At 71.9% G+C, this 26365-nt stretch carries 25 protein-coding genes; 7 read left to right on the plus strand and 18 right to left on the minus strand.

Annotated features, from left to right (window positions below; genetic code table 11):
* Positions 1-17 precede the first annotated feature (17 nt).
* The gene (locus tag VA596_RS37105; RefSeq protein ID WP_323333532.1) at positions 18-1070 is read right to left on the minus strand and encodes a hypothetical protein; all 1053 of its coding nucleotides are present in this window, start codon (positions 1068-1070) and stop codon (positions 18-20) included.
* A gap of 344 nt (positions 1071-1414) precedes the next feature.
* Between VA596_RS37105 and VA596_RS37110 the strand changes: the two genes are divergently transcribed.
* From VA596_RS37110 to VA596_RS37125, 4 genes are all read left to right on the plus strand, one after another.
* Positions 1415-1897: a MarR family winged helix-turn-helix transcriptional regulator gene (locus VA596_RS37110; RefSeq protein ID WP_323333533.1), complete on the plus strand. Its 483-nt coding sequence runs from the start codon at positions 1415-1417 to the stop codon at positions 1895-1897.
* On the plus strand, positions 1898-2344 hold the full coding sequence (locus VA596_RS37115; RefSeq protein ID WP_323333535.1) for a hypothetical protein: 447 nt from the start codon (positions 1898-1900) through the stop codon (positions 2342-2344). It abuts the gene before it with no gap.
* A 587-nt stretch (positions 2345-2931) separates the two neighbouring features.
* A complete protein-coding gene (locus VA596_RS37120) occupies positions 2932-3234 on the plus strand; it encodes a hypothetical protein (RefSeq protein ID WP_323333711.1) in 303 nt (100 codons plus the stop codon).
* A 400-nt stretch (positions 3235-3634) separates the two neighbouring features.
* On the plus strand, positions 3635-4048 hold the full coding sequence (locus VA596_RS37125; protein WP_323333536.1) for a nitroreductase/quinone reductase family protein: 414 nt from the start codon (positions 3635-3637) through the stop codon (positions 4046-4048).
* Between the two features lie 114 nt (positions 4049-4162).
* Here the strand turns inward: VA596_RS37125 and VA596_RS37130 are convergent, their stop codons facing one another.
* The 13 genes from VA596_RS37130 to VA596_RS37190 all read right to left on the minus strand — a co-directional run bounded on the left by VA596_RS37130 (position 4163) and on the right by VA596_RS37190 (position 17670).
* Entirely contained in the window at positions 4163-4384 is a 222-nt protein-coding gene (locus tag VA596_RS37130; protein ID WP_323333538.1) for a hypothetical protein, read from the minus strand.
* Positions 4385-4501: 117 nt separating this feature from the next.
* Positions 4502-4768 carry a hypothetical protein gene (locus VA596_RS37135; protein ID WP_323333539.1) on the minus strand — a complete coding sequence of 89 codons (267 nt, stop codon included), beginning with the start codon at positions 4766-4768 and terminating at the stop codon, positions 4502-4504.
* Between the two features lie 514 nt (positions 4769-5282).
* Positions 5283-5444, minus strand: a complete 162-nt coding sequence (locus tag VA596_RS37140) for a hypothetical protein (RefSeq protein ID WP_323333540.1) — start codon at positions 5442-5444, stop codon at positions 5283-5285.
* Positions 5445-5642: 198 nt separating this feature from the next.
* The gene (locus VA596_RS37145) at positions 5643-6896 is read right to left on the minus strand and encodes a COG1470 family protein (protein ID WP_323333541.1); all 1254 of its coding nucleotides are present in this window, start codon (positions 6894-6896) and stop codon (positions 5643-5645) included.
* A gap of 33 nt (positions 6897-6929) precedes the next feature.
* Positions 6930-7934 (minus strand): discoidin domain-containing protein, encoded by a 1005-nt coding sequence (locus tag VA596_RS37150; RefSeq protein ID WP_323333544.1) that lies wholly within the window; start codon positions 7932-7934, stop codon positions 6930-6932.
* A gap of 1034 nt (positions 7935-8968) precedes the next feature.
* Positions 8969-9508, minus strand: coding sequence for a phage tail protein (locus VA596_RS37155; RefSeq protein WP_323333546.1), 540 nt, complete (start codon positions 9506-9508; stop codon positions 8969-8971).
* Complete coding sequence (locus VA596_RS37160) at positions 9508-11460, minus strand: putative baseplate assembly protein (RefSeq protein WP_323333548.1); 1953 nt, start codon at positions 11458-11460, stop codon at positions 9508-9510. Before VA596_RS37160 ends, VA596_RS37155 begins: the two co-directional genes overlap by 1 nt.
* Positions 11461-11462: 2 nt before the next feature.
* Positions 11463-11867 carry a GPW/gp25 family protein gene (locus VA596_RS37165; RefSeq protein WP_323333550.1) on the minus strand — a complete coding sequence of 135 codons (405 nt, stop codon included), beginning with the start codon at positions 11865-11867 and terminating at the stop codon, positions 11463-11465.
* Positions 11867-14176: a phage baseplate assembly protein V gene (locus VA596_RS37170; RefSeq protein ID WP_323333552.1), complete on the minus strand. Its 2310-nt coding sequence runs from the start codon at positions 14174-14176 to the stop codon at positions 11867-11869. Before VA596_RS37170 ends, VA596_RS37165 begins: the two co-directional genes overlap by 1 nt.
* Positions 14173-15003, minus strand: a complete 831-nt coding sequence (locus tag VA596_RS37175; protein ID WP_323333554.1) for a hypothetical protein — start codon at positions 15001-15003, stop codon at positions 14173-14175. Before VA596_RS37175 ends, VA596_RS37170 begins: the two co-directional genes overlap by 4 nt.
* Position 15004: 1 nt before the next feature.
* Positions 15005-15538, minus strand: coding sequence for a phage tail protein (locus VA596_RS37180; protein ID WP_323333556.1), 534 nt, complete (start codon positions 15536-15538; stop codon positions 15005-15007).
* Between the two features lie 31 nt (positions 15539-15569).
* Positions 15570-16067, minus strand: coding sequence for a phage tail protein (locus VA596_RS37185; protein WP_323333558.1), 498 nt, complete (start codon positions 16065-16067; stop codon positions 15570-15572).
* Between the two features lie 10 nt (positions 16068-16077).
* Positions 16078-17670 carry an eCIS core domain-containing protein gene (locus VA596_RS37190; RefSeq protein WP_323333560.1) on the minus strand — a complete coding sequence of 531 codons (1593 nt, stop codon included), beginning with the start codon at positions 17668-17670 and terminating at the stop codon, positions 16078-16080.
* 2251 nt (positions 17671-19921) lie between these two features.
* Between VA596_RS37190 and VA596_RS37195 the strand changes: the two genes are divergently transcribed.
* Entirely contained in the window at positions 19922-20263 is a 342-nt protein-coding gene (locus VA596_RS37195) for a hypothetical protein (RefSeq protein WP_323333562.1), read from the plus strand.
* Here VA596_RS37195 and VA596_RS37200 read toward each other — a convergent pair.
* The 4 genes from VA596_RS37200 to VA596_RS37215 are packed head-to-tail and all read right to left on the minus strand — an operon-like array spanning position 20214 to position 22851.
* Positions 20214-20405, minus strand: coding sequence for a DUF6760 family protein (locus VA596_RS37200; protein ID WP_323333563.1), 192 nt, complete (start codon positions 20403-20405; stop codon positions 20214-20216). The two genes, VA596_RS37195 and VA596_RS37200, sit on opposite strands and share 50 nt — an antisense overlap.
* Positions 20402-20803, minus strand: a complete 402-nt coding sequence (locus VA596_RS37205) for a phage tail assembly protein (RefSeq protein ID WP_323333565.1) — start codon at positions 20801-20803, stop codon at positions 20402-20404. The genes VA596_RS37200 and VA596_RS37205 overlap by 4 nt, the downstream gene beginning before the upstream one ends.
* Complete coding sequence (locus VA596_RS37210) at positions 20800-21288, minus strand: phage tail protein (RefSeq protein WP_323333567.1); 489 nt, start codon at positions 21286-21288, stop codon at positions 20800-20802. The genes VA596_RS37205 and VA596_RS37210 overlap by 4 nt, the downstream gene beginning before the upstream one ends.
* Positions 21289-21315: 27 nt before the next feature.
* The gene (locus VA596_RS37215; RefSeq protein ID WP_323333569.1) at positions 21316-22851 is read right to left on the minus strand and encodes a phage tail sheath family protein; all 1536 of its coding nucleotides are present in this window, start codon (positions 22849-22851) and stop codon (positions 21316-21318) included.
* Between the two features lie 185 nt (positions 22852-23036).
* Here VA596_RS37215 and VA596_RS37220 point away from each other — a divergent pair, with 185 nt between their 5' ends.
* Both VA596_RS37220 and VA596_RS37225 read left to right on the plus strand, forming a co-directional pair.
* The gene (locus VA596_RS37220) at positions 23037-23666 is read left to right on the plus strand and encodes a Pvc16 family protein (protein WP_323333571.1); all 630 of its coding nucleotides are present in this window, start codon (positions 23037-23039) and stop codon (positions 23664-23666) included.
* Positions 23663-26350: a hypothetical protein gene (locus VA596_RS37225; RefSeq protein ID WP_323333572.1), complete on the plus strand. Its 2688-nt coding sequence runs from the start codon at positions 23663-23665 to the stop codon at positions 26348-26350. Before VA596_RS37220 ends, VA596_RS37225 begins: the two co-directional genes overlap by 4 nt.
* The last annotated feature ends 15 nt before the right edge of the window (positions 26351-26365 follow it).

Genomic DNA, 26365 nt, shown 5'->3' on the forward strand with positions numbered 1-26365 from the left:
CCACGCGCCAGGGGCCGTCACGGAGCGAAGGACGACTGCTGTCCGGTCTGCGTGCACTTCACCGTGTACTTGAACGGCAGCGTCGTGTCGTCGTAGGTGCCGGTCACGACGTAGGAGTTGCCCACAACCGGCCGCGGCTTGGTGAAGACACCGCACCGCAGTCCCTTGAGGGTGGGGCCGTCGAGGGTGACGTCCCCGATGCCGTTGCCGCCGAGCATCGAGTCCCCGTGGGGGTCCACGACGTTGACGCCATGGGTGGTCCGGGTGACGGCCAGCGTCCCGTCCAGCACCGGGTGGGGCGCGCTCAGGATGTGCGAGCCCCGTGAACCGCCGAGGAAGGTGGTCTTCGGCACCGGCGCGTGGTGGATCTTGTTCGCGATGTCGAGGCCCAGGTAGTCCTGGACCGCGGGCCGGGCGTACTTGACGTAGTTGTCGTAGTCCATCGTCAGCGTGAGGCCGCCGGCGCTGACGTCGAACTCCTCGTACGTGGACGAAACGAACAGGCTCCGCCAGTCGTCGATGACGTGCGTCATCGAGTAGAAGCAGACCGCGAACTGGATCTGGTTGTCCTCGGTCCGCACGTTCGGGCCGATGCTCATGCCGGTGTCCGTGGTGCTCTTGGCGACGTGACTCCACCAGAAGTTCATGAAGTCGGAGACCTTCGGATCCGAGGCGTTGCCGAGCAGGTCGTTCAGCGTCGACCATTCCGCGGCGGCGGCGGGGCCCAGGTAGAGGCTCATGATCGAGCCCATGATGGCCGAGAGGTTGATCGAGCCGCTGTGCGTCGAGTTGTTGACCTGGATGTCCTTGGCCCCGACGATCTCCACGAAGTCGGCGTACTTCGCGATCGCCGAAACCAGCGCGTCGAACCAGCCCTGGGATTTGTAGAGACCCGGGTCGCCGATGTTCAGGCCGTTCTGCTGCGCGAGTCCCTTGGCGGCCGTCTGCACGAACAGGTGGGCCTCACTCGCCGCGCTCACCCAGTCTTCGGGCAGGTCCGAGGAGTCGAACGTCAGGCTGTCGTCGACCGAGGTCAACGTCGCCGGAGTCGCACTCTGCAATGTGAACAATTGATTCCCCTTCGGAATTTTTGCGTTGCCGACATGCACGACGTTATGGCCGTGACCAGCTGAAACACATCAGGGGAATCCCTTCGGCGGCAATCCGAGGGAAACCCCTCCAATGGTAGGTTTCAGGAAAAATCGGAACAGCCCCTGATCCGGCCACGTCGAATCAGCTTGGACGGCACGTCCCCACCGCGACAGCAGACCGTCCGGCATCTTCATGCGAACCGACCACAGCCCGGTCCGCCCTCCTTCTGGGGAAAGCCGGATTCTCCCGCCGGGCGTCGGCCCCGCACTCCGAGTGCCCAGCCCAATTGCCCGGCGAGGCCTCCCTAGGCTATATTCGTTTCATGCCGCAACGAAATGAGTCTGCCGAGCTGGCCCGGGCGGTGATGGACCTGATCGACCAGGGCCACCGCCGCATCTCACGCCGGATCGACCTGACGCGCGTGCGGATCCTCGGCCTGATCGGCGACCAGGCCCCGGTACGGCCCGGCACGATCGCCGCCGAACTCGGGCTCACCGCCTCGGCCACCAGCCGCCACCTCACCGCCCTCGAACAGGCCGGGCAGATCGTCGTCGAACCGGACCCGGACGACCAGCGCACCTTCCTGGTCCGCCCCACCGAAGCCGGCCACGCCGACATCGACGCGACCGTCGAAGCCGGCGCCCGGGTCTTCGCCGAGGTCATCGCCGACTGGCCGGAAGAGGACGTCGCCACCGCGCGACGGCTCATCACCCGCTTGAACGAGGCATGGGCGCGTCGCACCGACCCACCACGACCGACCCCCGGCCCGCGCTGGCGCCGGACCCACCGCATCGAGGAGAGCTAGATGACCACGACCACCACCAACCGCGTGCCCGCCCCCGTCCAGTGGGCGCGAGGACTGCTGGCCCTCGTGGCACTGAGCCACCTCGTGGTGCCGATCGTGATGTTCGCGGCACAGAGCACGCTGCGCGACGAGATCGCCGCCCAGCACCCGGACTTCGGCCCCGGCGAAGTCACCAAGTCGGCCGACGTCGCAGTCACCTCAGGTGCGGCCTTCCACGGTCTGCTGCTCGTGCTCTGCCTGCTGCTCGCCGTCAAGCTCGCAGGCGGACGACCATGGACGCGGAGGCTGACCACGGTGTCCCAGCTGCTGTCGGTCGTGTTCAGCGTGGTCTCGTGGTCGTCCTCGACGATGTTCCACGCCGTCATCCCGGTGGTCGGCGCGCTCCAGATCGCCGCCGTGGTCCTGCTCTGGGCACCGCCGGCCGCGCGGCGGTACTTCACACGCTGACCGCGATGGTGCAGTACGTGACCATCGGAGTCGCCCCAGCGGCGAGAATTTCGGCACGGCACGCTTTCGCGGCGGCGCATCGACGTCGTAACAGCGGAGAACGCCAGAGCGCCATCGGCACCGCGGCACCCGCCGCGGGCCTGAGCCGGCGACAGCTCCCCCGAGACTGCCGCCGGCCCTTCCGCTCGCGTGGTCGGCGCGCGCGTTCCCAGAGCGGCAGGCGGAAGGTCGCGTAGGTGAACTTTGACGGCGGAGTCGAATGGAAGTCGTCCAGGCCTGCCACTGGACGCGGCCGCTTGGTCGTGGACGTCGAAGGTCATCGCCCCGTAACGGCCGTCGAACTGCGGCGCGAACGCCCCCGGATGGCCGGGGGCCGTGCGGTTCGGGGCCACGGCCGGGCCGAGGTCAGCGTCGTTTCAGCGGGCCCGGCCCCCGGAGCAGAAGACCCGGCGGCGCGAGATGATCTTTTCGGCCTCGGGGGTGGCGTGGTCAGCTCGGGCGAAATCGCCGCGGCGGTCGAACTGGCCAAGTCGAACGTCCTGCGGCACTTCGGCACGCGCGAGGAGGAGATCTACCTGCAGCTGACGATGCGGGGCGCACCGTGTCGGTGGCGGTCCTGCGGGTCTGCAAGCAGTGGGCCATCGACACCTGTTCACAGTGGGCCGGCAGTTCACCGCCGCCTGCCGCGAGCCGGCCGGCACGGACGGGCGTCCTTGGTCACGGCGGCCAGCGCGTTCGTCGCGAAACTGTTCCCGCTGACCCGTCCCTCGGCCACGCTGCGGGAGCTGTACGACCGCGAGCCGGAAATCGCCCGGGTGTTCCCGCCGTTCCGGCCGACGCTGCAGCACATGATCGCCGCGACCACCGCCGGACTGGCGGCCATTCACTGACGCACCGCCTGCGCCCTGAGTCTCCTGAGCCCGAGCCCCGCCAAGGTCACGACACCCCCGGGCCACGCCGGCGAGGCCGGTCCTGGTTGTTCACAAACCGGACATCGAGGACGGGTCCTTGTCCGGGACCGGTCCCGGCGGTGATCCGCTAGGAACAGGGAGAGACCGGCCATCCGATGAACCGGCGGCGCAGGAGCGGGAACCGATGTGGTGCAGGGAAGGGAGGCGGTGGTGGTGACGCCGCCGATCCTGGCCGTCCCGGCGGTCGTGGGGTTCGCCGGGCCGCAGCCACGGGCCGCCACGTCGATGGCACCTTCCGGCGAGGGGCACGTGACCGTGCCGGGCGATAGCATGCCGGTCACGTCCACTGGACGGCCGCCGGCAGCAACGAAAGGAAACCATGCCCGATTTCGACGAAGTGAATGCCAAGGTCATCACCGAATTCCGCGCCAACGGCGGCGAACTCGGCGGCCCGTTCGCCGGTGAAACCCTCATTCTGGTGCACCACTTCGGTGCCCGGTCGGGCACCGAGCGTGTCTCCCCGCTGGCCTGCTACGCCGAAGGCGAGCGCCTGTTCGTCTTCGCCAGCAAAGCCGGCTTGCCCGAAAACCCGGCGTGGTACCACAACCTGATGGCCCACCCCGAGGTCACGGCCGAGCTCGGTGACGAGACGTTCCCCGTGCGCGCGGAGGAGATCACGGGCACCGAGCGCGACGAGATCTACGCCAAGAACGTCGAGCAACGACCCCAGTTCGGCGAATACCAGGCCAACGTCACCCGGCTCATCCCGGTCGTCGAACTGGTCCGCCTTTAGTTGTTCAGGAAGAGCACGAGGGAGCGATTGCCGTCAACGCTGATTCCGTCGAGGACGCGGTCCCCGGCACGTTGCCGGGGTGTTCCGGCGCTGGAACGGTCTCGTGCATCTGTTTCACCCGGGCCGGCGCAAGGAGGCCGGCGGGCCGTCCGCGACGACCTGGTCGTAGCCCTTGGTGTGCGATCCTGCGATGATCATCCCCGCCGGCAGGTAGTGGTGGTCGAACCGGAGCCCGCCGAACTCCTCTTCGGACCTCGAAAGCGAGACGTGGTCGAGGTGGTCCACGAAACCGTGCTCTACGGAATCGTCCAGCGACAGCAGATTTTCACCAGCCATCCGGAGCAGCGTCACCACGACGGTCTTGGTCGCGCTGCCGATCCACAGTGGACGAAGGCCTGGTCGCGGCCCCCACACCGGTGGTGACCAGCACGGTGCTGTCCAACCGGCCGGGCGTCAGACCTCGGGCACGTCTCCGATACTCCGGACGTTGCCGAGGATTCGCCCCGCCAGCCCCTGCGGCACAGCGACCTTTCGGTCCCTCGCTGCGCGCAGCAGCAGGCTCAAATCCCGCAGCGCCTGACGACGGCGGCCGCACCCATCGCGCTTGTCCGGCTCGTCGATGCGGCCATCCGGTGGTCCATCACCCGCCATGGTTTCGCCACCTCTCGTCACGGTTCCACACCACGCGGCGCTCATCACCCCGCGAACGAACACGAACAAGTGAACACCGCTTACCGTGCGATCGCATCCCCATCACCGAAGACTTGCGCACGGCCGAAGCCACCGGCCGGCTCGCGGTCGCGTTCGACCCGGTGGACACCAACCCGCAGGGCGGGCGGATCGTCCGGTCGTCGGGCGCAAGGCGGTGGGCATGTACCTCGAGGGCACGCTCGTGGTCGCAGAACCCCGTGGCCTCTGGGCCGTCGAAGGATCACGGCGGCTCAACCACTGGAATTTCGCGATGAACTCCGTGAGCACGGTCGCAGGGATCCGCGGAGCCTCCAGAGCCGCGTAGTGGCCCACTCCCGGGATGCCAGCGTGGGTCAGTCCCGGCGCGACGTGGCGCACGGAGACGGGAACGCGGTCGCCTCCTTCCCGGCTGACCACCAGTACGGGCAGGGTCAGCGGCTCAGCTGCCATCGTGAACCGTGGACGGCACGCGGGGTGCGGACCGGGACGCGCGGCAGCCGTCCGGCCGGGTCCACATCGGACCCGGCCGGCCACCCGCGCCGTGTCAGCCGCGGCCGCCCAGGGTCTTGCGCTTGACGAAACCGATCACGCCGGTGGCGACGAACAACACGACACCCACGACGAGCAGCCAGAACAGCCCCTTGACCACGATCCCGAGCACGGCCAGAACCGCCCAGATCACCAGCAAACCGACCAGCAGTCCCATTTCCACTCCGTTCTCCGCGTCACAACGAACGGAGCGACAGGTACCCCGCGAACGGCCGTTCCACGCGTCCGGCGTCCACAGCGCACTCAGCATCCACTCAGCTACCGCTGCGTCAGCTCCTTTTCGTGCCGCGCTCGGCCTGGTCACCTGACGACACCTCCGGATGAGCCCTGCTCGGCGAGTCAGCCCGGCCTGAGCTCAGGACGCCTGCTGAGCCGTGATCGTCGTGGTCGGGGTGCAGGGACGGTCGGTGTTCGCGCACGTCACCGCCATGGTGATGACCTGGCCGCCACCGGCCGTCACCGAGCCGGCCAGCTCGCGGGAGACCTGCCGGGTCGTGGCGAGGTCGTAGGCGGCGAGCTGGGTGTTGCCCAGGCTGACCCGCACCGAGCCCCGGTCACCCCCGGGGTTGGCCAGCTCCAGGCCGGTCAGGCGGTAGGTGCGCCCGCTGGGGACCACGTAGGAGAACAGCTGCGGCCCGGACACCCCCGGGTACGCCGTGCCGCTGATGGTCAGCCGCGTCGTCGTGGCGGGGACGAGCCGCACCGCCGAAGCGCCCTGCCCGCCGACCCCCGCGGCCGTCGGGGTCGGGGCGGCCGGCGTGATCGAGGGCGCCGACGACGTGGCCGAGACCGTGCTCGACGGTGAAGCCGAGCTGGATGCCGAGGTCGACGTCAACGGGATCGACGGCGACGGCCCGGCCATCGTCTTGGGCGCCGCCCGCAGGAGCGTGGACAGCAGCACCGCGAGCACCATCAGCAGCATGATCAGCAGCGAGAAGATCAGGAACGTCCGGCGCGGCAGCATCGGCCGCTGCCGGAACGTCGCGTCCAGGTCGACCGGGTCGGTCAGCTCGGACAGGACGGTCACCGTGAACGGCCAGGTGCGGTCCGCGCCGCGCCAGAAGTACTTGCGCGGGCGGGCGCGCAGCTTGACGAACGTGGTCGTCCCCGGCCGCAGCACCGGCACCTTCGGCCGGCCGGTGAAGGTGAGCTTGTCGTCGGGGTCGGCGGCCCGCACGTCGACGGAATGTTCGACGTTGCCGAGGTTGTCCAGGGCCAGCGTGTGCTTTCCCCTGCGCGCGCCCGAAGAGTTGACCGGCACCAGTTCCGCGCTGAGCTCGGCGTACTCGGTGACGGTGACCAGGCCCTCCTGGACCACCGAGCCACCGGGGTCCTCGCGGGAGGCGACCTGCACGGCGAACGGGTACTCCCCCGCCAGCACCTCGTGCCCGCGCGGCGGTGAGAAGGTCAGTTCGACGGTGACCTCCTGAGCGGGCATCAGGTTGGCCCGCTCGGGTTTCACCACCGTCCAGTCCCGCGCCTCGCCGAGCACGGCGAAGCGGAACTGGTCCACCACCGCGCCGTTGTTGCGGATCAGCACGTGACACCGCGCGTCACTGCCCGGGTCGACGGTCACCGCCGCGACCCGCAGCACCGCGCCGACGCCCATCCGGTCACCTCCTCGTGTGCTCGCTCCCCGCGCTCACTGGAGCGCGAAGAACTCGATCTCCGACATCGCGACGTCCGGGCTGCTCTGCCCGTCGAAGATCTCCGCCACCTCGATCGTCGCGGAGTTGACCAGGGTCGTGTTCTTCAGCGGCAGCGTCTGCTGGCCCGCCACGTCCTGCGGCAGCAGGTTTTCGGTGACCCCGTTGGAGAGGGTCACCTTGAGGATCGACGGCCGCGCGTTCGCGACGAACGCGTCGTGGGCCCCGGAGTAGAGGATGATGCTGCGCAGCAAGCGGGTCTCACCGAAGGTGAAGGTGATCCGCGGGTGCTTGCGCGAGTCCCACGGTGTGGCCCAGTAGGTGTCGGTGTAGGTGTCGGCGGCCGCGCCGGGCGGGTGGCCGGGGATCATGGTCGTGGACGTGACGGTCACCGGGTGCACCGGCTCGAGCTGCGGGGTGACCTTCCGGTAGAGCGCGGAGATGTTGTCCAGCACGGTGTTGCGCATCGGCGGGTAGAAGGCGTAGCCGAGCCCGAGCACCAGCAGCGCGATCCCGAAGACGACCCGCACCTTCCGGAACGCCGAGTAGGTCAGCCACTTGCGGTGCCCGCCTGTGCCCTTCTGCCCCGGCCGGGTGCCGATCCGGTAGGCCTTCGGGCGCCGCTTCAGCTTCGCGAGCAGCCGCCGCCACCAGACGGGCCGCACGACCGAGGCCCGCTCCAGGGATTCACCGCACCGGCTGCAGAAGTGCCGGCTCGGCACGTTGCCTTCGCCGCAGGCCCCGCAGACGAGATCGCCGAGCTCCAGCCGCCGCGTGGGCTTGGACCGGACGATGGCCCTCGTCTTGATCTGTACCGGCTGTGGTTGAAGTTCGGGCGGTTCCTGGTCGGCGGCGAGCGCCCGGCCGACCACCGGCTGAGCGAGCGCGGCGATGAGCTCGGCCTTCTCGGGCGACACGATGACGGCGACCGGGACGCCGGCGGGCGCTGCCCCGGTGGACGCACCGGCTTTTCCGGGTGGTGGCGGAGGTGCGGCAGCCACCTTCCCCGGCGGAGGCGGTGCGGCTGCACCGGCCACCGCTCCCACGGGCGATGAGGCTCCTCCCGCAGAGGCACCCGCCGACCCCGGAGGAGGCAGCGGTGCACCGGCACTCGCCTTCCCCGGCGGGGGCGGCGGTGCAGCCGGAGCAGCCACTCCCCCACCTGGTGGCGGAGGTGCGGCAGCCACCTTCCCCGGCGGAGGCGGTATGGCCGCACCGGCTCCCGCTCCCGCGGGCGATGAGGCTCCTCCCGCGGAAGCACCCGCCGACCCCGGCGGAAGCAGCGGCGCACCGGCTCCCGGCCCGCCTGCACTCGCCTTCCCCGGTGGGGGCGGCGGTGCAGCCATTCCTCCGCCCGGCGGCGGAGGAGGTGTGGCCGCAGCCTTCCCCGGAGGAAGCGGCGGTGCAGCCGCACCGGCGGCTGGAGCCGCTCCTCCCCCACCCGGCGGCGGAGGCACTGTTGCCGCGGCCTTCCCCGGCGGAGGCGGCGGTGCCACCACAGCCCCGGGCGGCGGTGCGGCAGCGTTTCCCGGCGGAGGCGACGGAACCGCCTTTGTCGCTGGTGGCGGCGCGGCCGATCGACCCGGCGGCGGAGGCGGCGGGGCGGCAACCTTCCCGGGCGGAGGCGGCGGGGGTGGCGCAGCGGCCTTCCCCGGTGGAGGCGGCGGAGGTGGCGGCGGGCCAGCAGCCTTCCCCGGAGGAGGCGGCGAGGGCGGCGCGGCGGCTTTCCCCGGCGGCGGAGGCGGAGGTGGCGAAGCCGCCGGAGCAGCGGGTTCCGAGTCGAACGTCTCCACCCCGGCCGCCACGGCAGCAGGCCGTGCCTCCAGCCGGTACGTCGGCACCCACCCGCGCACCCGTGCCTTCACCCGGCTCCACCACGACGGCCGGGCCTCCGGCACCGGCACCGGTTCCTCCACGATCACGATCTCCGGCTCCACCAGCGCGATCCGGTCGCCGTTCCACTCCAGGAACTGCCCGCAGTCGCCACAGAAGGCCGACGCCTCGTCGTTGTGGTTGCCGCACATCCGGCAGACGATCACGGCTCGATCACCTCCACGCTGTGCAGCACGCCCACGGGTTTCGCGGCCCGGATGACCGCTTCGACGGCCGCCTTCGACGTCGGTGACCTCGGGGCCGGGGTCACGATCACCCGGACCCAGTGTTCGACGTCGGTCGGCGGCTCGGGCCGGGGACGCACCGACCACGACACCCCGCCGCTCTCCTCGATCCGGACCTCGCCGTCCACCACCAGCTCCAGGTGGCGGCGCAGCCCGGCCATCGTGCCGCGCATCCGGTACAGCGCGACCGCCTCGGCGATCACCGCCCGTTGCGCGGCCATCGACCAGTTCTCGTCCAGCAGGACGCCGAACCAGCCCGCCAGCCAGCGGGTGAAATCCTCCGGCGCCAGCAGCGGATCCACGTACGCACCCAGGCAGTCGACCGTGCCGATCACCGGCGCGAGCACCTGGTCGAACCCCTCGGTCCAGCGGACCGCGAACGAGTCGTCGGCGAAGATCGACGGCAGCAGGCCGATCAGCGGGTGCGGGCTGGCCAGCTCGGCGATTCCGGCGCGCATCAGGACTTCTCCACCCGGACCTGGTGGTCGAACGAGAACACCAGTCCGCCCGCGCCGACCGGGACGCGGTCGGCTTCCGAGCCGCGCTCGCCGGTCACCGGGTTGGCGCCGTAGACCCGCACGTCCTCGACGACGTCGACGCCCCGCACCGACTGCAGCAGCGCGAACAGCTCCCCCCGCACGACGCGCCGGCTGAACGGCCAGCCGGTGCGCTCGGGGCCACCGGTCAGCGGGTTGAGGAACGCGTAGAGCTCGGTGAGCGCGCGCTGCCGGATCTCCTCGACGTCCAGGCGGGTCCGCGCCACCAGCCGGGCGACGACGGTGATGCCGCGGTAGCGCGGCGGTTCCACCAGCACCCGGGTGCCGACCAGGCGCATCTCGTCCAGCCGCTCGGCGACGCGCCGGAGCGTGTCCTCCGCGGGCACGAGGTCGGCGAACTCCAGCCGGTGGCCGGTCGCCGACGCCGCCGGCACCACCATCACCTTCACCGCGCCGTGCGGCACGTCGTCCTCCCCCGCGGTCAGGCAGTGGATGCGCGCGACCTCCGGGGCGGCTTCGCGGGCGATCGCTTCGTAGTCCTCCGCGGTGACGGCGCGGCTGCGCGTGCGCAGCATGATCGGCCCGCGCCGCTTGGCCTGTTCCAAGGTCTCCCCGTCGACGCCGCCCTGGGCGGGTTCGAGGTTCTCCACCCCGGCGATGAACGGGATCGACGCGCGCAGCGTGTTGACCGCGCGCACGGCGACGTTGCCCTTGCTGCCACCGCCGCTGTGGTAGCGGCGCATCCGCACGGGCGCGCCGCGCTGCGGGACCGCGCCGTACTGGCGCAGCGTCCCGTCCTCCTGCCGCACGGCCGGCCCGAACTCGACCTCGCCGGACACCGGGTCCAGCAGGTAGTGCCGGTCGTCGGCGGTGCTGGCCGCGAAGTGCTCCACCGGCGTCCACTCGCGCCACGCGCCGTCCTCGCCCACTTCGAGCGACGACGGGTTGCGCCCGGCGAGGACCGGCGTCCGGCTGAGGGAAAACCGCTGCCCCGGAACGCCTTCGGCGAGCCCCAGCTCCTCACCTTCGACGATCTCGCCGTGCATCGCGGGCACGGTCGCCCCGACGGTGCTCGCCACGAGCGTGCGGACCACCGGCGAGGAGCTGTAGGCAGCCTGGCCGGGCAGCGGCTCGACCACCCGCACCCGCAGCCAGGCCGCGCGCTGGTCGCCGATCGCGCTGATCTCGTGCCCGTCGGGCACGTGCACCACGATCCGGCCGGGCCGGTTGAGCCCGCCCGTCTCGTCGGTGCTGACCCGGCACTCGCGCCAGTCCTGCGCCGACCACGCCTCCCACACCAGCGGCGGGTGCTTCGGGTTGACGCCGATGCCTTCGGTCCGCCCGTCGAAGTCCAGCCGCACGGCGCAGCCCGGCACCGGTTCGGCGAACCCGATCAGCAGCGCGTCGCCGAGCTGCGGCGGGTCGGAGAAGGCGGCGAACTCCTGGCTCAGCTCCACCGACGGCGTCAAGTCCTCAGTGGACACCTTGCCCGCGCGCAGCCGCCGCACCGCGCCGAGCCGCGAGGGCACCACGGTCAGGTCGCGCAGGGTGGCGAACACCGTCGGCTCCTCGGTTTCGGTGCGGGTGGTGGAGACCTTGGTGCCGGTGCGCAGCACCATCGGGCTGCGCGCGGGCGCGGTCAGCCAGAAGGTGACGGGCACCGTCGCCGGGGTGGGCGGCAGCATGCGCAGCCCGAGCAGCTCGAGGAACTTGACGTACAGCCGGTCGGGCACCCGGTTGAGCCGGTAGGTGAGCTGCTCGGTCATGAAGGCGAAGGTTTCGATGAGCGTCACGCCGGGGTCGGAGACGTTGTGGTCGGTCCACTCCGGACAGCGGCGCTGCACGAACCGCTTCGCCTCGTCCACCAGGTCCTGGAAGCGGCGGTCGTCGAGGTTCGGTGCGGGCAGGGCCATCGCTAGTCACTCCCGTTCTCGGGGATGGTGTAGAAGGGGAACACCAGGTTGCGGGGATCGTTCTCGCCCTTGACCACGTACGCGATGTCGATGAGCAGCACGCTCTCGTCGTCGGGGTGCGGGAAGACCTGGATGTCGGCGGGCACCACGCGCGGTTCCCAGCGGCGCAGCGACCGGCGCACCTCACCGGCGATGGCCGCCAGCACGTCCGCGCCGGCGCCGCTGAAGACGTAGTCGCGCAGGGGGCAGCCGAACTCCGGGCGGAACGGCCGTTCGCCGGGGTGGGTGCCGAGCACGATCCGCATGGCCTGCTCCAGTTTCGCGGCGCCGCCGGCCATGGCGATCCGGCCGCCGGTGTCGACGTCGAGCGGGAACGACCAGCCGCGGCCGACGAAATCGGTGCGCATCAGATCGGGAGGGGGATGCCGTTGACGGTGACCACCGGCGCGGCGATGTTCAGCGCGGTGGTGGCCTTGAGGGTGAGCATGGCGCCGCCGTCGATCTCGACGGTGCCCGCCGGGCCGGCGGAGACGATGACGACGCCGTCCATCGCGGCCAGCGTCATCTGCGGCAAGGGGGACTTGCTCACGCCCAGCACCGGGTTGCAGGTCAGGCTGACCGCGGCGTTGACCTGGTCCATGGTGAGCGCGACGGCGCCGTTCTGCGTGCCGACGGTGACCGACGACGCCAGCGCCCCGAGCGCGCCGCCGGTGCCCATCGCGGGCGCGCCCGCCCCGCCGCCGCCACCCGAGGAGCCCAGCGCGCCGGACAACGCACCGGTGGCCGCGCCGGCCGCCTCGGCGGCACCCGGTTCGGACCGCAGCAGGTCTTCGGCGACGGTCGCGCCGGGCAGCGGCTCGTCGGTGAACATCAGGCAGTTGCCGGTGCTGGAGACGAAGCCGCGCTGGATGATCTCCCCGACCATGCCCGGGGTCTGCACCGAGCCGCCGACCCCGTCTCCCCCGTCGGCGGACATCGCGCCTTCGGCCGCGCCGACCGCGGCGCCGAGGAGCATCCCGCCGCCGCCCATCATCGGGTTGCCCATCCCGCCGCCGAGCCCGCCGCCGCTGGACAGGCTCAGCGTCTGCGCCGGCGGGGTGCTCAGCTTCCACGTGGTCAGGTTGTTGACCAGGCCGCCGAGCACGTACGGGCGGCGGGGGTCGCCGAACTCGAAGGTGACCATCACCTCGTCGCCGACCTCGGGCAGGAACAGCGCTCCCCCGCGCCGGCCGGCCAGGAACTGCACGGCGGGCGCCCAGTCGGTTTCGAAGTCCGGCGCCAGCCACGGCAGCGTCACCTTGACCCTGGCCTTGCCCAGCGGGTCGAGGGTGTTGCTGACGACGCCGCAGACCACGCCGTCGAGCCGGGGCCGCTGCCGAGTGGCCCGCCCCAGCGAGGTCAGGCCCAGCATCGACCGGTCCTGCCGGCCGTGGGCGGAGAACACCGTGCGGTAGCCGCGGTCCCGGTCGTCGAAGATGTGCTGGGTCCGGGAGACCAGCCACTGGCCGCCGAAGGGCCGCGGCACCCCCCGCACCTCCAGCAGCACGCCGGGCTGGATCATCGGGTCGCCGACGGCCTCGCCCTCGGCCTCGGCGAACGTCGACCCGGCCTCGGTGCCCAGGGCCGCGGCCATGCCCGGCGCCGCGGTGAACTCCTGCTCGCCGGTGCCGAACGGCCGGTCGACGGTGACGCGCGCGGTCGGGCTGGGCGCCGGGCCCAGCGAGGCGAGGTCCAGCCCGCCCAGCACGGCCGCCCCGACGCCGCCGAGCAGGTTCTTCGCACTGCCGGCCGGATCGCCCACCGCCTTCGCGAGCACGGCCGGGTTGTCGGCCTGCTCCGCGACCTGGCCCAGCACCTTCGAGACGACACCGCCGAGCTTGCCGCCGAGACCGCCACCGGCCGGGGAGAACCGGGTGCCCAGCGAGTTCGGTGTGTCGCCGGCGCCGCCCCCGGGGGTGGTGGCCTGCTGGGCGATCGCAACCACCTTCAGCGGATCCCACGCGCGGACCTCGACGTCGGGGGTCAGGTTGCCCGCGGTGACCCGGGGCCGGAAGTCCAGCAGGTCATCGGGGAAGGTGACCGGCTCGGGCGCCGCGGCGACCGGGCGGCTCACCGACGTCGCCGGCCGGAAGTGGAAGACGCCGTCGCTCATCCCGGCCTCGAAGCCAATCTCCGCGGCCCGGTCGAGCAGGAAGTCCCAGTCGGTCTGGTTCACCTGGGCCAGGTAGGGGTGGGTGGTCGTGGTCGCGACCACCCCAGCCGTCGCCAGCCCGGCCTCGGCCGCCAGCTGGGTCGCGACGTCGGAGTCGGTGCTGTTGAGGAAGGTGCGGCTGCGGGTGGCGCGCTGGAGGCGGTGCTCGGCGGTGTACCCGCGCACGACGGTGTGCGCGGTCAGCTCCCGCAGCTGCGCCTCGATCGCGGTCACCTCGCCCACGACGAGCTTGCCGATGTTGTGCACGCCGTCGTCGGTGCCCGAGCCGGTCACCGCGACCACGCTGCCGACGGCGATCCCGGCGTCGTCGAGGGTCCGGCCGTCGTTGTCGAGGAAGGTCAGCTCGAACATCCCCGGCAGCGTGAGGTCGCAGTCGACGACCACGCGGGCCAGCCGCGAAGCCGCGAGCGCGCTCAGCGGGGCGGAATCCACCGTCACGATCGGCCGCACCGTCGGGCGGTTGCGCGACGGCGGCGGTTCCTCGACGGACATCGGGTCGGTCATGGCGTCTCCACGGGGTCCATCTCGGCGGTGCTGGGAAGGAACAGGCGGCGGCCGGGGCCGAGGCGCAGGGGGTCGTCGAGGCCGTTGGCCAGGGCGACGGCCCGCCACGCCTTGGGTGAGCCGTAGGTCCGGTGGGCGATGCGGACCAGGTCGTCGCCCGCGATGACGGTGTGCTGCCCCCGGCCGGGCAGGCCGCCGGAGGTCGGGTTCGTCAGCGGCATCGTCGGGCTGTACTCGCGCAGCTTGAGGTCCACCGTCGCCACGACCGGCGTGCCGGCCGGGGAGATCTGGTCGTAGGTCACGCCGACCTTTTCCAGCGTGACCTGGTGGTTCAGCGCGGTGCCCCACAGCAGGGTCAGCACCGGGAGCCGGAAGTCGACCTTGGCCTCGCCGGAGCTGGCGTCACCGGTGGACTTCGACGCGCTGTCGCTGCTGCCCGAGCCGCCCCGGGTCACCCGCTCGGCCAGGTCCTGGGTCAGCGGCCCGACGAAGTCCCGGGCCAGCTGGCCGATGTTGAGGCTGTCCAGGCGCGGCGTCGAGTCGGCGTAGGGCACGGTCCACGACAGCAGTTTCTGCACGGTGGCCTGGCATTCCTTGCCGTAGAGCTTGAGCTCCGAGAGCTGGATGGTCAGCTTGACGTTCTGGCGGACGCTGTCTTCGGAGGTGCCGGCCAGGTTGGCCGCGCTCTGGGTGGCGGCCGAGCGGTCGACCGACACCTTGCCCGGGTTGAACGGGAAGGTGACGAGGTCGCCGGGCGCGCCGAGGGTCAGCCGGGTGACCTGTTGCAGGGTGCTGGGGGCGGAGGTGGTGATCGGCAGCGGCGCCATGTCACAGGAACCCTTCGTGGACGAGTTCGAGGGTCTCGATGGCGACCTTGCTGTCGAAGGCGTTGAGGGTCGGCCCCACCCACGCCGAGGGCCGCGCCGCCCGCAGGTCCCAGGACGCCACCGGCGCCCCGGCCCGGTCCAGCAGGACGATGTGCGCGGTGCTGCCCGCCGGCGTGGTCGTCCCCGGCTCGCCGTAGAGCTGGGCGGCCTGGTCCTTGAGCCACTTCTGCAGCGCGGCGGAGCTGATCGGGTCCATCGCCCGCTCCAGCTGGATCACCGGGTAGGACAGCCCGCCGGGCAGGATGTGCTCGTAGCCGGCGTTGCCGTGCGCGCGGAACCGGCGCGGGTTCCAGTCCGCGCGCAGGCCCTTGCAGGAGGACCACTGGCCCAGGTCGAGCGTGCCGCCGCCGAGGCCGTCCACCAGCACCTTGAACCGCATGGCCAGGCCGATGGTGACCTTGGCGTTCGACGGGCCCTCGTTGAAGTACGGGATGTAGGGAATGCTCGACTTGACCGGCTGCAACGGGTTCAGCACCGGGCACCTCCTGTCGTGCGCTTGGTGGTGGTCATCGCATGACCTCGTCGCCGAGGAAACCGGTGTGCGCGATCGTCAGGGTTTCGATCGCGACGTGGGACGCCGGGCCGGCTTCGAAGTCCGTGATGGCCCAGCCGCAGGGGAAGAACTGCTTCAGCTCCCAGGAGAGGATCGGCAGGTTGCGCGAGTCGCACATGACGATCGCGCCGCTGAGCGGGGTCACGCTGCGCGAGGTCTCGGCCAGCCACTCCTGCACGGTCTGCGAGTCGAAGCAGGCCGCGCGGCTGAGCTTGACGCGTTCGTACTTCGTGTTGCCGGGGAAGACCCAGCAGCCGTTGCCGGTGCTGCCGGTGCGGTACTCGCAGACGTCCCAGTTGACGCTCAGGCCCGAGACCTTGGACCAGGTGCCGAAGTCGTACGGCCCGTTCATGACGTTGACCACGAAGTGGTGCGAGACGCCCGGCGAAATGCCCAGCAGGTTGGCGGCTTCGTGGTAGGCCAGGTTCTTGGCGAGGTCCTTGAACCCCATGGGCGCTCCTTCACCGTTGGTCCATCAGGCGGCCGGATCGTTCGCGTTGCACCAGCACGTCCCAGCGCAGCCGGCGGTGCAGCCGGTCGTAGAGCTTTCCGCTCAGCTCCTCGATGTCGTCGCTCTCGTCGAGGTCGAGCCACCGGCGCGGCGGGTTCTCCCCCAGGCGTTCGGCGAACTGCCGCTCGTGCTCGGCCTCGGGTGCGGGTTGTTCGGCGACGACCGGCGGACGGCCCGGATCGCCGGGAGGGTCCACATCAGACAGGAACCGGGCGAGACCGTCGGCGGAGGTGAAGTCGACCCGGCGGCCCCCGTCCCGTTCGGCGGCCAGCAGGCCCGCCACCCCACCGGCCGGCGCCTCCGCGGCCAGCTGGGTGGTTTCCTCCTGCGGGCTAGGAGTTTCGGCGGCCGGCTCCGGAGTGGCGGGTGGCCGGAGGTGGTGGAGCGGCACCCCGGGCCCACCGGCGATCCACTGCTCGACGCGCAGGGCTTCCTCTTCGAGCGCCCGCCCGGCAGGCGTGGTCTCGTCGGGCACGCGGTTGTCGAGGAGCCGCTGCTGCACGACGTGGGTGAGTTCGTGGGCCAGCGTGGCCGCCGCGGGCATCCGGTCGAGCGGCCCCCATTCCGCGGGCACGTGCACGACTCCGGCCGTGGTGTAGGCCCGGGCGTGCAACCGCCCGGCGACGGCGGACACCGCCGGGCCACGGCGGACGTCGAGTCCGCCGAGATCCGGCAGTCCGGCTTGGTGCAGCCGGGCGGCCAGGGCGACGGGCACTTTTTCGGCAGTGGTGGGCGGGGCGGTTTCGGTGCTGTGAGCGCTTTCGGTGAGCGTTGTGGGGGCGATCGAGGTGTGGGTGCTGATGCCGCGGGGAGCGTCGTCCGCGTCGGAGCCGCGACGACGGGGAGGGGTGGTGTGCGCCACCGGGTCGGGGTGTCCCGCCGAGTCGAGGTGTACCGCCGAGCTGGGGCGTCCCGCCGAGCCGGGGTGCCCCGCCGAGCCCGGATGTCCCGCCGAGCCGGGATGTCCCGCCAGGCCGAGGTGCCCAGTCGAGCCGGGATGTCCCGCCGAGTCGAGGTGGCTCGCCGCGTCGAAGTGTCCAGCCGGGCTGGGGCGTCCCGCCGAGCCGAGGTGCCCCGCCGAGTCGGGATGTCCCGCCGGGCCGAGGCGTTCCGCCGGGCCGAGGCGTTCCGCCGGACCCGGGCGCCCCGCCGAGTCGTGTCCCGCCGAGTCGAGATGTCCCGCCGGGCTGAGGTGCCCCGCCGAGCCTGAGTACCCGCCCAGGTCTGGTCGGCCGGTGGGGTCGGCCGGGGCGGCGTGCCCGGCCCGGGCGGCCGGGTCGACGTGCGCGGTCCAGGTCGCCGGGCCGGCGTGCCCTGTCCGGGTGACCGGTTCGGGATGGCCGAGGGGATCGAGGTGGCCGGCGGAGCGGGCTCGGCCGGTCCGGGCGGCTGGTTCGGCGTAGTCCGTCGGAGCGGGGCCGGTTGCGTCCGCGTGGCCGCCGGGTTCGAAAGCGTCGGCCGGGCGGAGGTCTTCGGTGGCACCAGCTTCCTGAGCGTACCGGTCCCCCGGGTCGTGCCCGGGCGGGTCGGTGCGCCGGGTCATCCCGGTGAGCGAGGTGCTTTGGCCGGGACGTGCGTCGCCGGCCGGCCCGCGTGAGGTGCTTCCCGCCGGGTCTGGGCCTCCTCTGTGGCTGCCACGCTCGGGGTTTTCCGTGCGGTGGGCGCTTTCGGGTCGCTCCCCGGCGTTACCGGGTCCAGCGCTTTCTTCGCGGAGCCAGGTGCTTCCGATGCGCAGGCCGTCTCCCGGGGAGCTTGTCAAGGATTCCGCCCCCTCGCGCGAAGTGTCGGCTGCCGGCGCGGAGCGGCCGAACAGGCGGCGCAGCAGGCCGGACGCACGGGTCTCCGCGGACGCGGGCGTCAGCGAGATCCCCGTCGCCGGTGGGGATGGGTTCGGCTCGGACCGGTGCCATTGTTCGGTTCGCGCCGGTCCGGTGGCGACGGTTCCGATGCGCGGCCGGTCAACCGGTTCCGGGGCCCGGACGTGCAGCTGCGGGGTGTGAGCCTGATCGGTTTCCCGAGGCTTCCGATCAGCGTCGGGGACGGCCACCTCCGCGATTGGTTCCCCCGAGGCGGAGTCCGGATCGGTATTCCACGCCGGGGCGCCACTCCCGGGCACGAAGTCCGTCGGATTCTGTTGCTCGCTCACGGGTGCCGGGTCTGTCCGGAGCGGCAACTCGCTCTCCGGCACCGGAGGCGTCCACACTGGATGCTCCTCGTCAAGCACTGGCGTCACATGCGGTGACTGCTCGCTGTCCGGCAGCCCACGATCGATTGCCGGATGCCGCAGGTCACCGTCGGACGGCGGAACGGCCGGACGTGAAGGCTCACCGTCGGGCGCCGGAGTCGCGGCGGCCGGCCGTTCATGGCCGGGTGGCGAAGTGATCGTCGCGGCCGGCTGTGGTGCGTCACCGGGTTCCGTGTCTTCCTCCTCTTCGTCCCGTGCCGCGCGCAGGCCACGACGGCGGCTTTCGGCCAGACTGGCCCGACGCCGCGCGGGCGGGTGCGTCACCGATGCTTCGGCGCCGGGCAGCGGAAGCGGCGAGGGCGGGGTCCACGACGTCAGCACGTTCGGCGCCGGTTCGGCCGCCATCCCCAGCAGCCGGTCGCGTTCCAGCGTCATCTCCCGCAGCAGCGCCGGGGTGCGGTGCGGGACGTCCGGCACGCGCGGCTCGGCCACGTACACCGGGTCCGCCGCCGTCAGCGGCGCCACCGGCCGCGCCTCGGCGGACGGGTTCCGGGCGGGCAGGTGGCGCAGCGGGCCCGCGCCTTCCGGATGGCTGCCGGAGGCGGCCGTCCGGCCGGAACTCGGCAGGCGATCGACCCGGGAGTGCCGCAGCTCGGCCGCCGAGCCGCCGGGACGGCCCGTCGCAATCGCGAGCACGGTGCGAGCGGCATCAGCGCGGCCCGCACCACCGGCCGGCGCCGTGGCACCTTCCGCGCTGCCGGCCTCGGCACGACCCACAACACCCGTTTCGACGCCGACTCCACCGCCGGCCACCCCCGGCTCCGCGGCACGCATCACCGGAGCCGAAGGGGCGTCCGCTCCGGCGGTTGCACCACGGTCCGCGACACCGCCCGCCATGGACGCCAGGCCGGGAACCGCATTACGGCCCACGAACCCGGTTTCGGCACCACTGTGTGCCACCGGCTCCGTGTCGGCATCCGCACCGCGGCGCGCGAACCCGGCCCCGCTGCCATCGCTTGCGAAACCGCCCGCCGCCGCACCGGCAGCCTCAGCACGGCCGGCGGAACCACCGCCCGCAAACCGGCCCGCGCCGCCGGCTCCGGACTCGGCACCTTCGCTACTGGCCTGACCCGCAGCAAGCCCGGGCTCGGCCCGGCCGGAACTACCGCTCCCAGCCCGACCCACAACAGGCCCGGACTCAGCTCGGCCGGAACCATCGCTCCCAGCTCGACCCCTAGCAGGCCCGGGCTCGGCCCAGTCGGCACTACCATTCCTAGCCCGACCCCCAGCAGGCTGGGCCTCGGCCCGGCCGGCACCACCACTCCCAGCCCAACTCCTAGCAGGCCCGGACTCGGCCCGGTCGGAACCACCGAGCACAACTCCGGCAACACCTGTCCCCGCCCCAGCACCACTCGTGCCCGCCGTCGAGGGTTCCGCGACGGCGGTGGTCCCGACCGCCGGCCCGGCACCCCACGAGACAGCACCCTCCCCGCCGATCGCGCCGACCGGAACCACAGCGACCGCATCGGGCTCGGCGGCACCCGCCCAGCCGATCGCGGCGGCCGCCGGATCCACACGGCGGTCGCCGGCCGCGCGGAACCGCAGTTCGGTGCCGGCAGAGACCGGCACCGCGCCGGTCTCCTCGGGCACCACCCGGAGCAGGTCGACCACCCGGCCCGCCAGGGTCTCCTCGACCGCGACCCGGCCCCGGTCGGTCAGGTCGGGCTCGACCGCCGCCCACGTGGTCGTCGTGTCGATCGTGAGCGGCGCGGCGGGCGGGATCACCGGCCGCAACGGCGGGACCCGGCGCCACGCCGTGCCGGTGGCCCGCGGCGGCGGGAGCACGTCCACAGTGGACGCCGACCGGCGGGTGCGGCGGCGGAACGGCCAGCTCGGCATCTTCATCCTTCCCAGCCGGCGAAGGCGCCGGTCGTCTCCTGGTCTCCGCTGAGCGCGGTGTTGATCCGTCCGATCTCCTCGATGACCCGGATGCGGCTGCGGTGGTCGAGCTCCAGGATCGAGTCGAACGACCAGTGCAGGTAGTAGGCGATGTACACGATCTCCTGCCACAGCCGGTCGTCCGGCGCGCTCACCCGCCCTCCGGGCCGCCACCGCCGGCGATGTCCACCACGAACCGGTGGCCGCAGCCCGGGCACGTCACGTCGGCCTCGGTGTGGCCGTGCTGGTTGATGCGGCGGTACAGGTCCTGCAGGAACGCCAGGTCCGACGCGAACAGGTGCTCGACGACGAAGCGGTCCACCGGGGCGACCGTGCCGAGCGAGGTCAGCGTCCGGCAGATCAGGTGCACCGACAGGTAAGCCGGGTTCTGCCGCACCTGCGGGTCGGCGTGCGCGGTGAGCTCGTCCTTCGCCGTGGCCAAGCGCATCGCGCCCGTGCGGTGCACCTGGCCGTGCTCGTCGACGTACCCGCGCGGCAACGTGAACGGGTACTCGGTGCGCAACCCGGGCCCCTCCACCGCCGGGGCCGTCATGCGCCGCTGGTCTTGCCGCCCAGGCCGGGCACGAACGTGATCTCGTCGCACACCAGCGTGCAGGTGGCCATCACGATCTCCGTCGCGCCGGCCTTGAGGCCCTGAACGTCCAGTTTGGACGGCCACGCGTTCGTGAGCCGGTAGGTGGCCTTGGTCTGCCCGGCCGCGTCCTGCAGGATCAGCGAACAGCTCTGGCGCGCCTGCGGGTCCGCGGCGATCGCTTTCTGGTGCCAGACCCACAGGGTGGCGTCCTGGTCGACGCCGCGCTTCAGGGTGACGGTCGCGGGCTTGGTCTTGCCGAACTGCTTGGACAGCAGCACGCCGTTGCGGCCCGCGCTCATGTACTCGGCCGGTTCCACTTCGGAGCTGATGCCCGACAGCTCGGAGAACATGATGCTGCCGCTGCTGCCGAAGGCGGTGACGTCGATGACGAACCGGCTCGCGCTGATGACGTCCGGGACGGTGCTGAGGGGCTCGGGAGCCATGGTTGACCTCTTTCCGGGAAGGGTTGACTACTCGTCGAGCGCGGCGCCCTGGGAGAACTGCGAGATGCGGAAGATCACGAACTCGGCCGGTTTCACCGGCGCCACACCGATTTCGACCACGAGGTTGCCTTCGTCCCGGCTTTCCGGCGGGTTGTTCTCCGCGTCGCACTTGACGAAGAACGCCTCCTCCGGCGTCCGGCCCATCAGCGCGCCGCTGCGCCACACCTGCTGCAGGAACGCCCCGACCACACGCTGGACGCTCTCCCAGAGGTAGTGGTCGTTCGGCTCGAACACCACCCAGTTGGTTCCGGCCAGGATCGACTCCTCGATGAAGTTGAACAGCCGGCGCACGTTGAGGTACCGCCACTCCGGGTCGCTCGAGAGCGTGCGCGCGCCCCAGATCCGGATGCCCTGGGCCGGGAACGAGCGCAGGCAGTTGACCCCGAGCGGGTTGAGCAGCTCCTGCTCGCCCTTGGTGATCGCCGTCTGCAGCGCGACCGCGCCGCGCACGACCTCGTTGGCCGGGGCCTTGTGCACCCCGCGGGCCTGGTCGCTGCGTGCCCACACGCCGGCGACGTGCCCGCTCGGCGGCAGCGTGACCTTGCCGCCCTGGGTGGGGTCCATGGTCTGCACCCACGGCCAGTAGAGCGTCGCGTACTTCGAGTCGTAGCCGGCGAACTCGGTGCGCCAGCGGATGAGCTGCTGGGCGTTGAGGCCTGGCGGCGGGTCGAGGATGGCCACCCGGTCCGACATCAGCTCGCAGTGGGCGATCATCGCCAGCTGCACGCTCTTGACCTCGTCCTCGGACAGCAGCCCGCGCTGGTGGGCCGACATCAGGTCGGGCACCGCGACCATGGTGATCTCGTCGATGGCCTCGAAACTGCTGATCCCGGTGCGCGAGCCGGTGTCGCCGACGTAGCTTTCGGAGCCGACGCGGGCGGGCACCGTCAGGGTGCCGCCGCGCAGCTCGACGGTGGCGCCCTTCTTGGGCACGGCGACCACCGGGCGCTGCGGGTCCTCGAGCGCGACGAGCTTGGAGCGCTTCGCCACCACGGTGGCGACGTTGGCCGAGCCGCGCCGCGTGGTCAGGTTGTCGAAGGTCTCCTCGACCTTGCCGTCCTTGCGCACTTCGAGCTTGAAGGTGTCCTCACCGGGCTGCGACGCCTCCGACACGACGACGCTGAGCCCCGTCGCCTCGCCGCCGGCGAGCGCCCGCAGCTCCAGGGCGGGCACGGAGTCGTCGGACTCGGCGGGGATCGCGGCGCGGGCGTAGGTTTCCTGCGTCTGCTCGCCGTCGTCGGGGTCCGGCAGGCGGAGCACGAACGCCGAACCGCCACCGTTGAGGAAGAAGCCGTAGATCGAGTGCGCCAGGTAGGTCCCTTCGACGAAGCCGCCGAAGATCCGGGTGTACTGCGTCCAGTTGGTGACCAGCGTCGGCTCGGACAGCGGGCCCTTTTCGGCGAACCCGACGAAGCCGGCGACCGAGGTGCCGACCCCTTCGATCGGCCGCGAGCCCGACGAGACTTCCTCGACGTACACGCCGGGTGACAGGTAGGTCGGCATCGCATCTCCCTGCTGGGTAGGACCATTGAGCGCTTCGAAGCCTCGCAGCGGAGCGCCCCGGTCCGAGGGCGGCGAAGGGCCGTCGCGCGGACACCCCGGCCGGCCCCCGGGGGCCACGGCGACGGCCTCCGGGACGTCCCGCGACGGCACCCGGCGGCCGCGGCGGGCGGCCGAGACTGGTCGGCGTGCTGCACGATGTGGACTCCGCCCTGCGGACCTGGCTGTTCGCGGAACTGCCCGCGGAGGTGGAGATCGCGTTCGAGGCGCCCGGCGCGGTCACCACCCGCCGGGGCCGTCCGGTGCTCGGGCTGTTCCTCTACGAGATCGGCGAGGAGCTCGACGGCCAGGCCGGGACCGGGATCCGGCTGCGGGGACCGGACGGGCGGGTCACGGGCACCGTGCTGCCGGTCCGGCGCTACCGCCTGACCTACCTCGTGACGGCGTGGGCGGCCACGGTGGCCGCCGAACACGAACTGCTCGGCGCGGTGCTGGCCGCGCACGCCGGGCGCCCGGCCCTCGAACCGGACCTGCTGGCCGGGCGGCTCGGGGTGCCGGCCGAACCCCTGCCGGTCCGGCTGGGCCGGCACCGGGCCGGTGGTGCGGAGCACGACCTGTGGCACGCGCTCGGCGTGCCGCTGCGCACCGCGCTGGACCTGACCGTCACCGCCCCGGTCGTGCCGGCCCGGCTCGAGGACCCGGCGCCGCCGGTGCGCGCCGTGGCGCTGGGCGTGGCCGACGAGCCGCGCGCGGCCGGGCCCCGCTGGACCCGCACGTCCCGCCCCGCCCCCGAACCCGACACAGGAGAGCGACGATGACCGCACCCGCCCCGTCGGACTGCGCCTGGCTGCGCAGCAACCCGGCGTCCATCCCGGCCGGCACGCCCAGCTCGTTCGCGAAGCTGCTGGCCGCCGGCGACGGCTGGCACCAGCTCTACCAGGAATGGCTGGTGGGCACGACCAACGGCGCCCCCAACGCCGCCCGCGTGGACACCGCCCAGATCGGGGTGGACGAGCTGGTGCGCTGGTTCGCCCAGCTCGTCGCGGCCGGGGACGGCGCGCAGAGCGACGCCGTCCCGGCCGTCGAGCTGAGCAAGCTGAGCCGGGGCGAGCAGGCCATCGCCAAGGTGCTCAAGCAGGCGCCCAGCAACAAGGACAAGTTCGAGTGCTTCCAGCGCGGCTACAGCGACGGCTTCGTCGCCGACATCACGGCCGTGCGGGCCGCGCTCAAGGCCCGGGTCGAGCAGTTGCGTGCCACGAAGGACGCGAACGGCCACGCGCTTTCGGCCAAGGAGGCGAAAGCGCTGGCTGGCAAGGAGACCCAGCGGCTCACGCTGGCCAACGCCGCCCGCACGCAGGTCGACGGCAAGGAAGCGGGGCTGGACGTCAACGTCGGGCTGCTGGTGCAGGTGCAGATCGAGAAGTACCAGTCCGGCACGCTGCTGCTCGTCGACAAGGCGCTCCAGGAGCTGCAGGAAACCAAGTGGGACGACGAAGAGGGCAAGTTCAAGGACAAGGCGATCAAGGACCTGGGCGCGGCCACCACGGTCGTGCTCACCGCCTCCGCCGCCCTCAAGGTGTTCAGCCGGGACGTCGTCAAGATGAGCCCGGAGGACCGCGCGAAGCCGGAGACCGAAGCCGCCCTGTTCGACCTGATGATCGCGTTCACCGAGGCGGTGGGAAAGCAGGGCCGGGCGATGACCAGCGCGGGCGAGCAGGTCGCCGCCTGGGCCCGCTGGGCGACCAAGACCCTGCTCAAGGAGAACTTCAACACCATCTACCCGAAGCTGGGCGGGGCGCTGCTCCTGCTGCGCACCGGCGTTTCCGTGGCGCAGGTGACCCTGGACTTCTTCCCGCCGTTCAACGCCATCGGCACCGCGCTGGGGGTGGCCGACCAGGCCCTGGAGTTCGGCCTGACCGAGCTGGTCGTGTGGCGGGACAAGCAGAGCCTGGGGATCCAGCAGCAGTACGCGGGCCAGGAGTTCGTCACGCCGTGGGAGGAGCTCAGCGTCGCGGCCAAGGCGGTTTCCGGCTTCTCCGAAGGCAAGCAGCTGCTGTGGGACAACCTGAAGAAGTACACCGAAGACCTGCCGGCCGAGGCGGTCAAGAAGGTGGCTTCGATGAGCGTGGACGGCCTCGCCAAGGTCACCGACATCTCCCCGGAGCGGCAGTACCAGCTCAAGGCCGGCGCCGACGGCGTCATCGGCGCCCTCAACAGCAACAAGGAGAAGATCCTGAGCCTAGGCGGGGTCGAGGCGACCCTCACGGTGACGGGCGTGATCGCCAAGGCCGCCGGGGACGCCGCGGGCCCGCTCGGGGCGGTGCTCGCGCTGGCCGAGACGGGCATGGACGTCATCGACTTCCTCGCCGACCAGAACAAGGTGGCGCGGAACAAGGCCGGCTTCACCGACGAGGACGTCGCGGCGATCCGCCGGTTGATGGCCGACAAGGAGCACAACCCGTACCACACCGCGTTCACCTCCGGTGAGCTGCAGCTGGACCCCAAGACCGATCCGGGGTTCATCACGGGCACGGTCGCGGGCACCCGGATCAAGATCACCCTGGGCGCGAACCCGGGTGTCGTCAACGCCGACCCGGCCATGCTGCTCGGGCGGCTCCGGGGGTTCACCGTCGACAGCGTCGGTGAGGAGCTCGTCCACGACGGCCGCGTGTTCCTGCCCGACTGGTCACGGCTGCAGCTCACGGCCGACCAGCACCCGAAGTACCACCTCTCGGTGCCGGTGCGGTTCATGATGGGCCGGATCGCGCACCCGGGCACCGCGGAGCTGACCTACGACATGCAGGGGATGTTCAGCACCGTGACGAAGGTGACCGGCGAGTTCCCGGCCGACCCGATCCAGGCCAAGCTGGCCAACGCCCAGGACGCGCTCGCCAACGGCACCGCGGCCGACGTGATGGCGGTCATCACCGACGACGACCTGGCGGCGAAGTTCACCGCCGGCACCCCGGTCACCGCCGACGGCGAGAAGTACACGATCAGCGGCGGCATCACCGGCACCGAGCGCGACACCGCCGCGGGCCTCATCCGGTTCCGCGTCGCCGGGCGCTCCGCCGACCGGCGGCCCCACGAGCTGACCCTGCAGTTCCGGGTGGACGGCCGGCTCGAAGTGCTCGAAGCCGTACCGGAACCCGACCCGCTGGAGACCCTGGCGGCCGACGCCGGCGCGGTCCTGAGCACCGACAGCCTGGAGAACCGCCTGTCCGGCCTCACCCTCGGGTTCACCGCGGGCGGCGCGACCGGGCAGTACACCCTCGACGCGGTGAAGGGCGCCGTGCGCAAGAACGGCGGCATCGAACTGGTGATGACGGCGATCGCGGGCAGCTCGGCCAAGGCCACCGTGACGGTGTTCTGCCTGCCGGGCGACGCCCCCGAGGTCACCGCGGCCGACCCCTCCCCCGCCGAAGAGCGCAAGGCGGCGAACCGGGCCAGGTTCGTCGCGGGCTCCGCGAGAAAAGTCGACCTGACGGCCCTCTCCCACTAGCCGACGCACGTCAAC

This window comes from Amycolatopsis heterodermiae, assembly GCF_034929455.1.
Taxonomy (GTDB): Bacteria; Actinomycetota; Actinomycetes; order Mycobacteriales; family Pseudonocardiaceae; genus Amycolatopsis; species Amycolatopsis heterodermiae.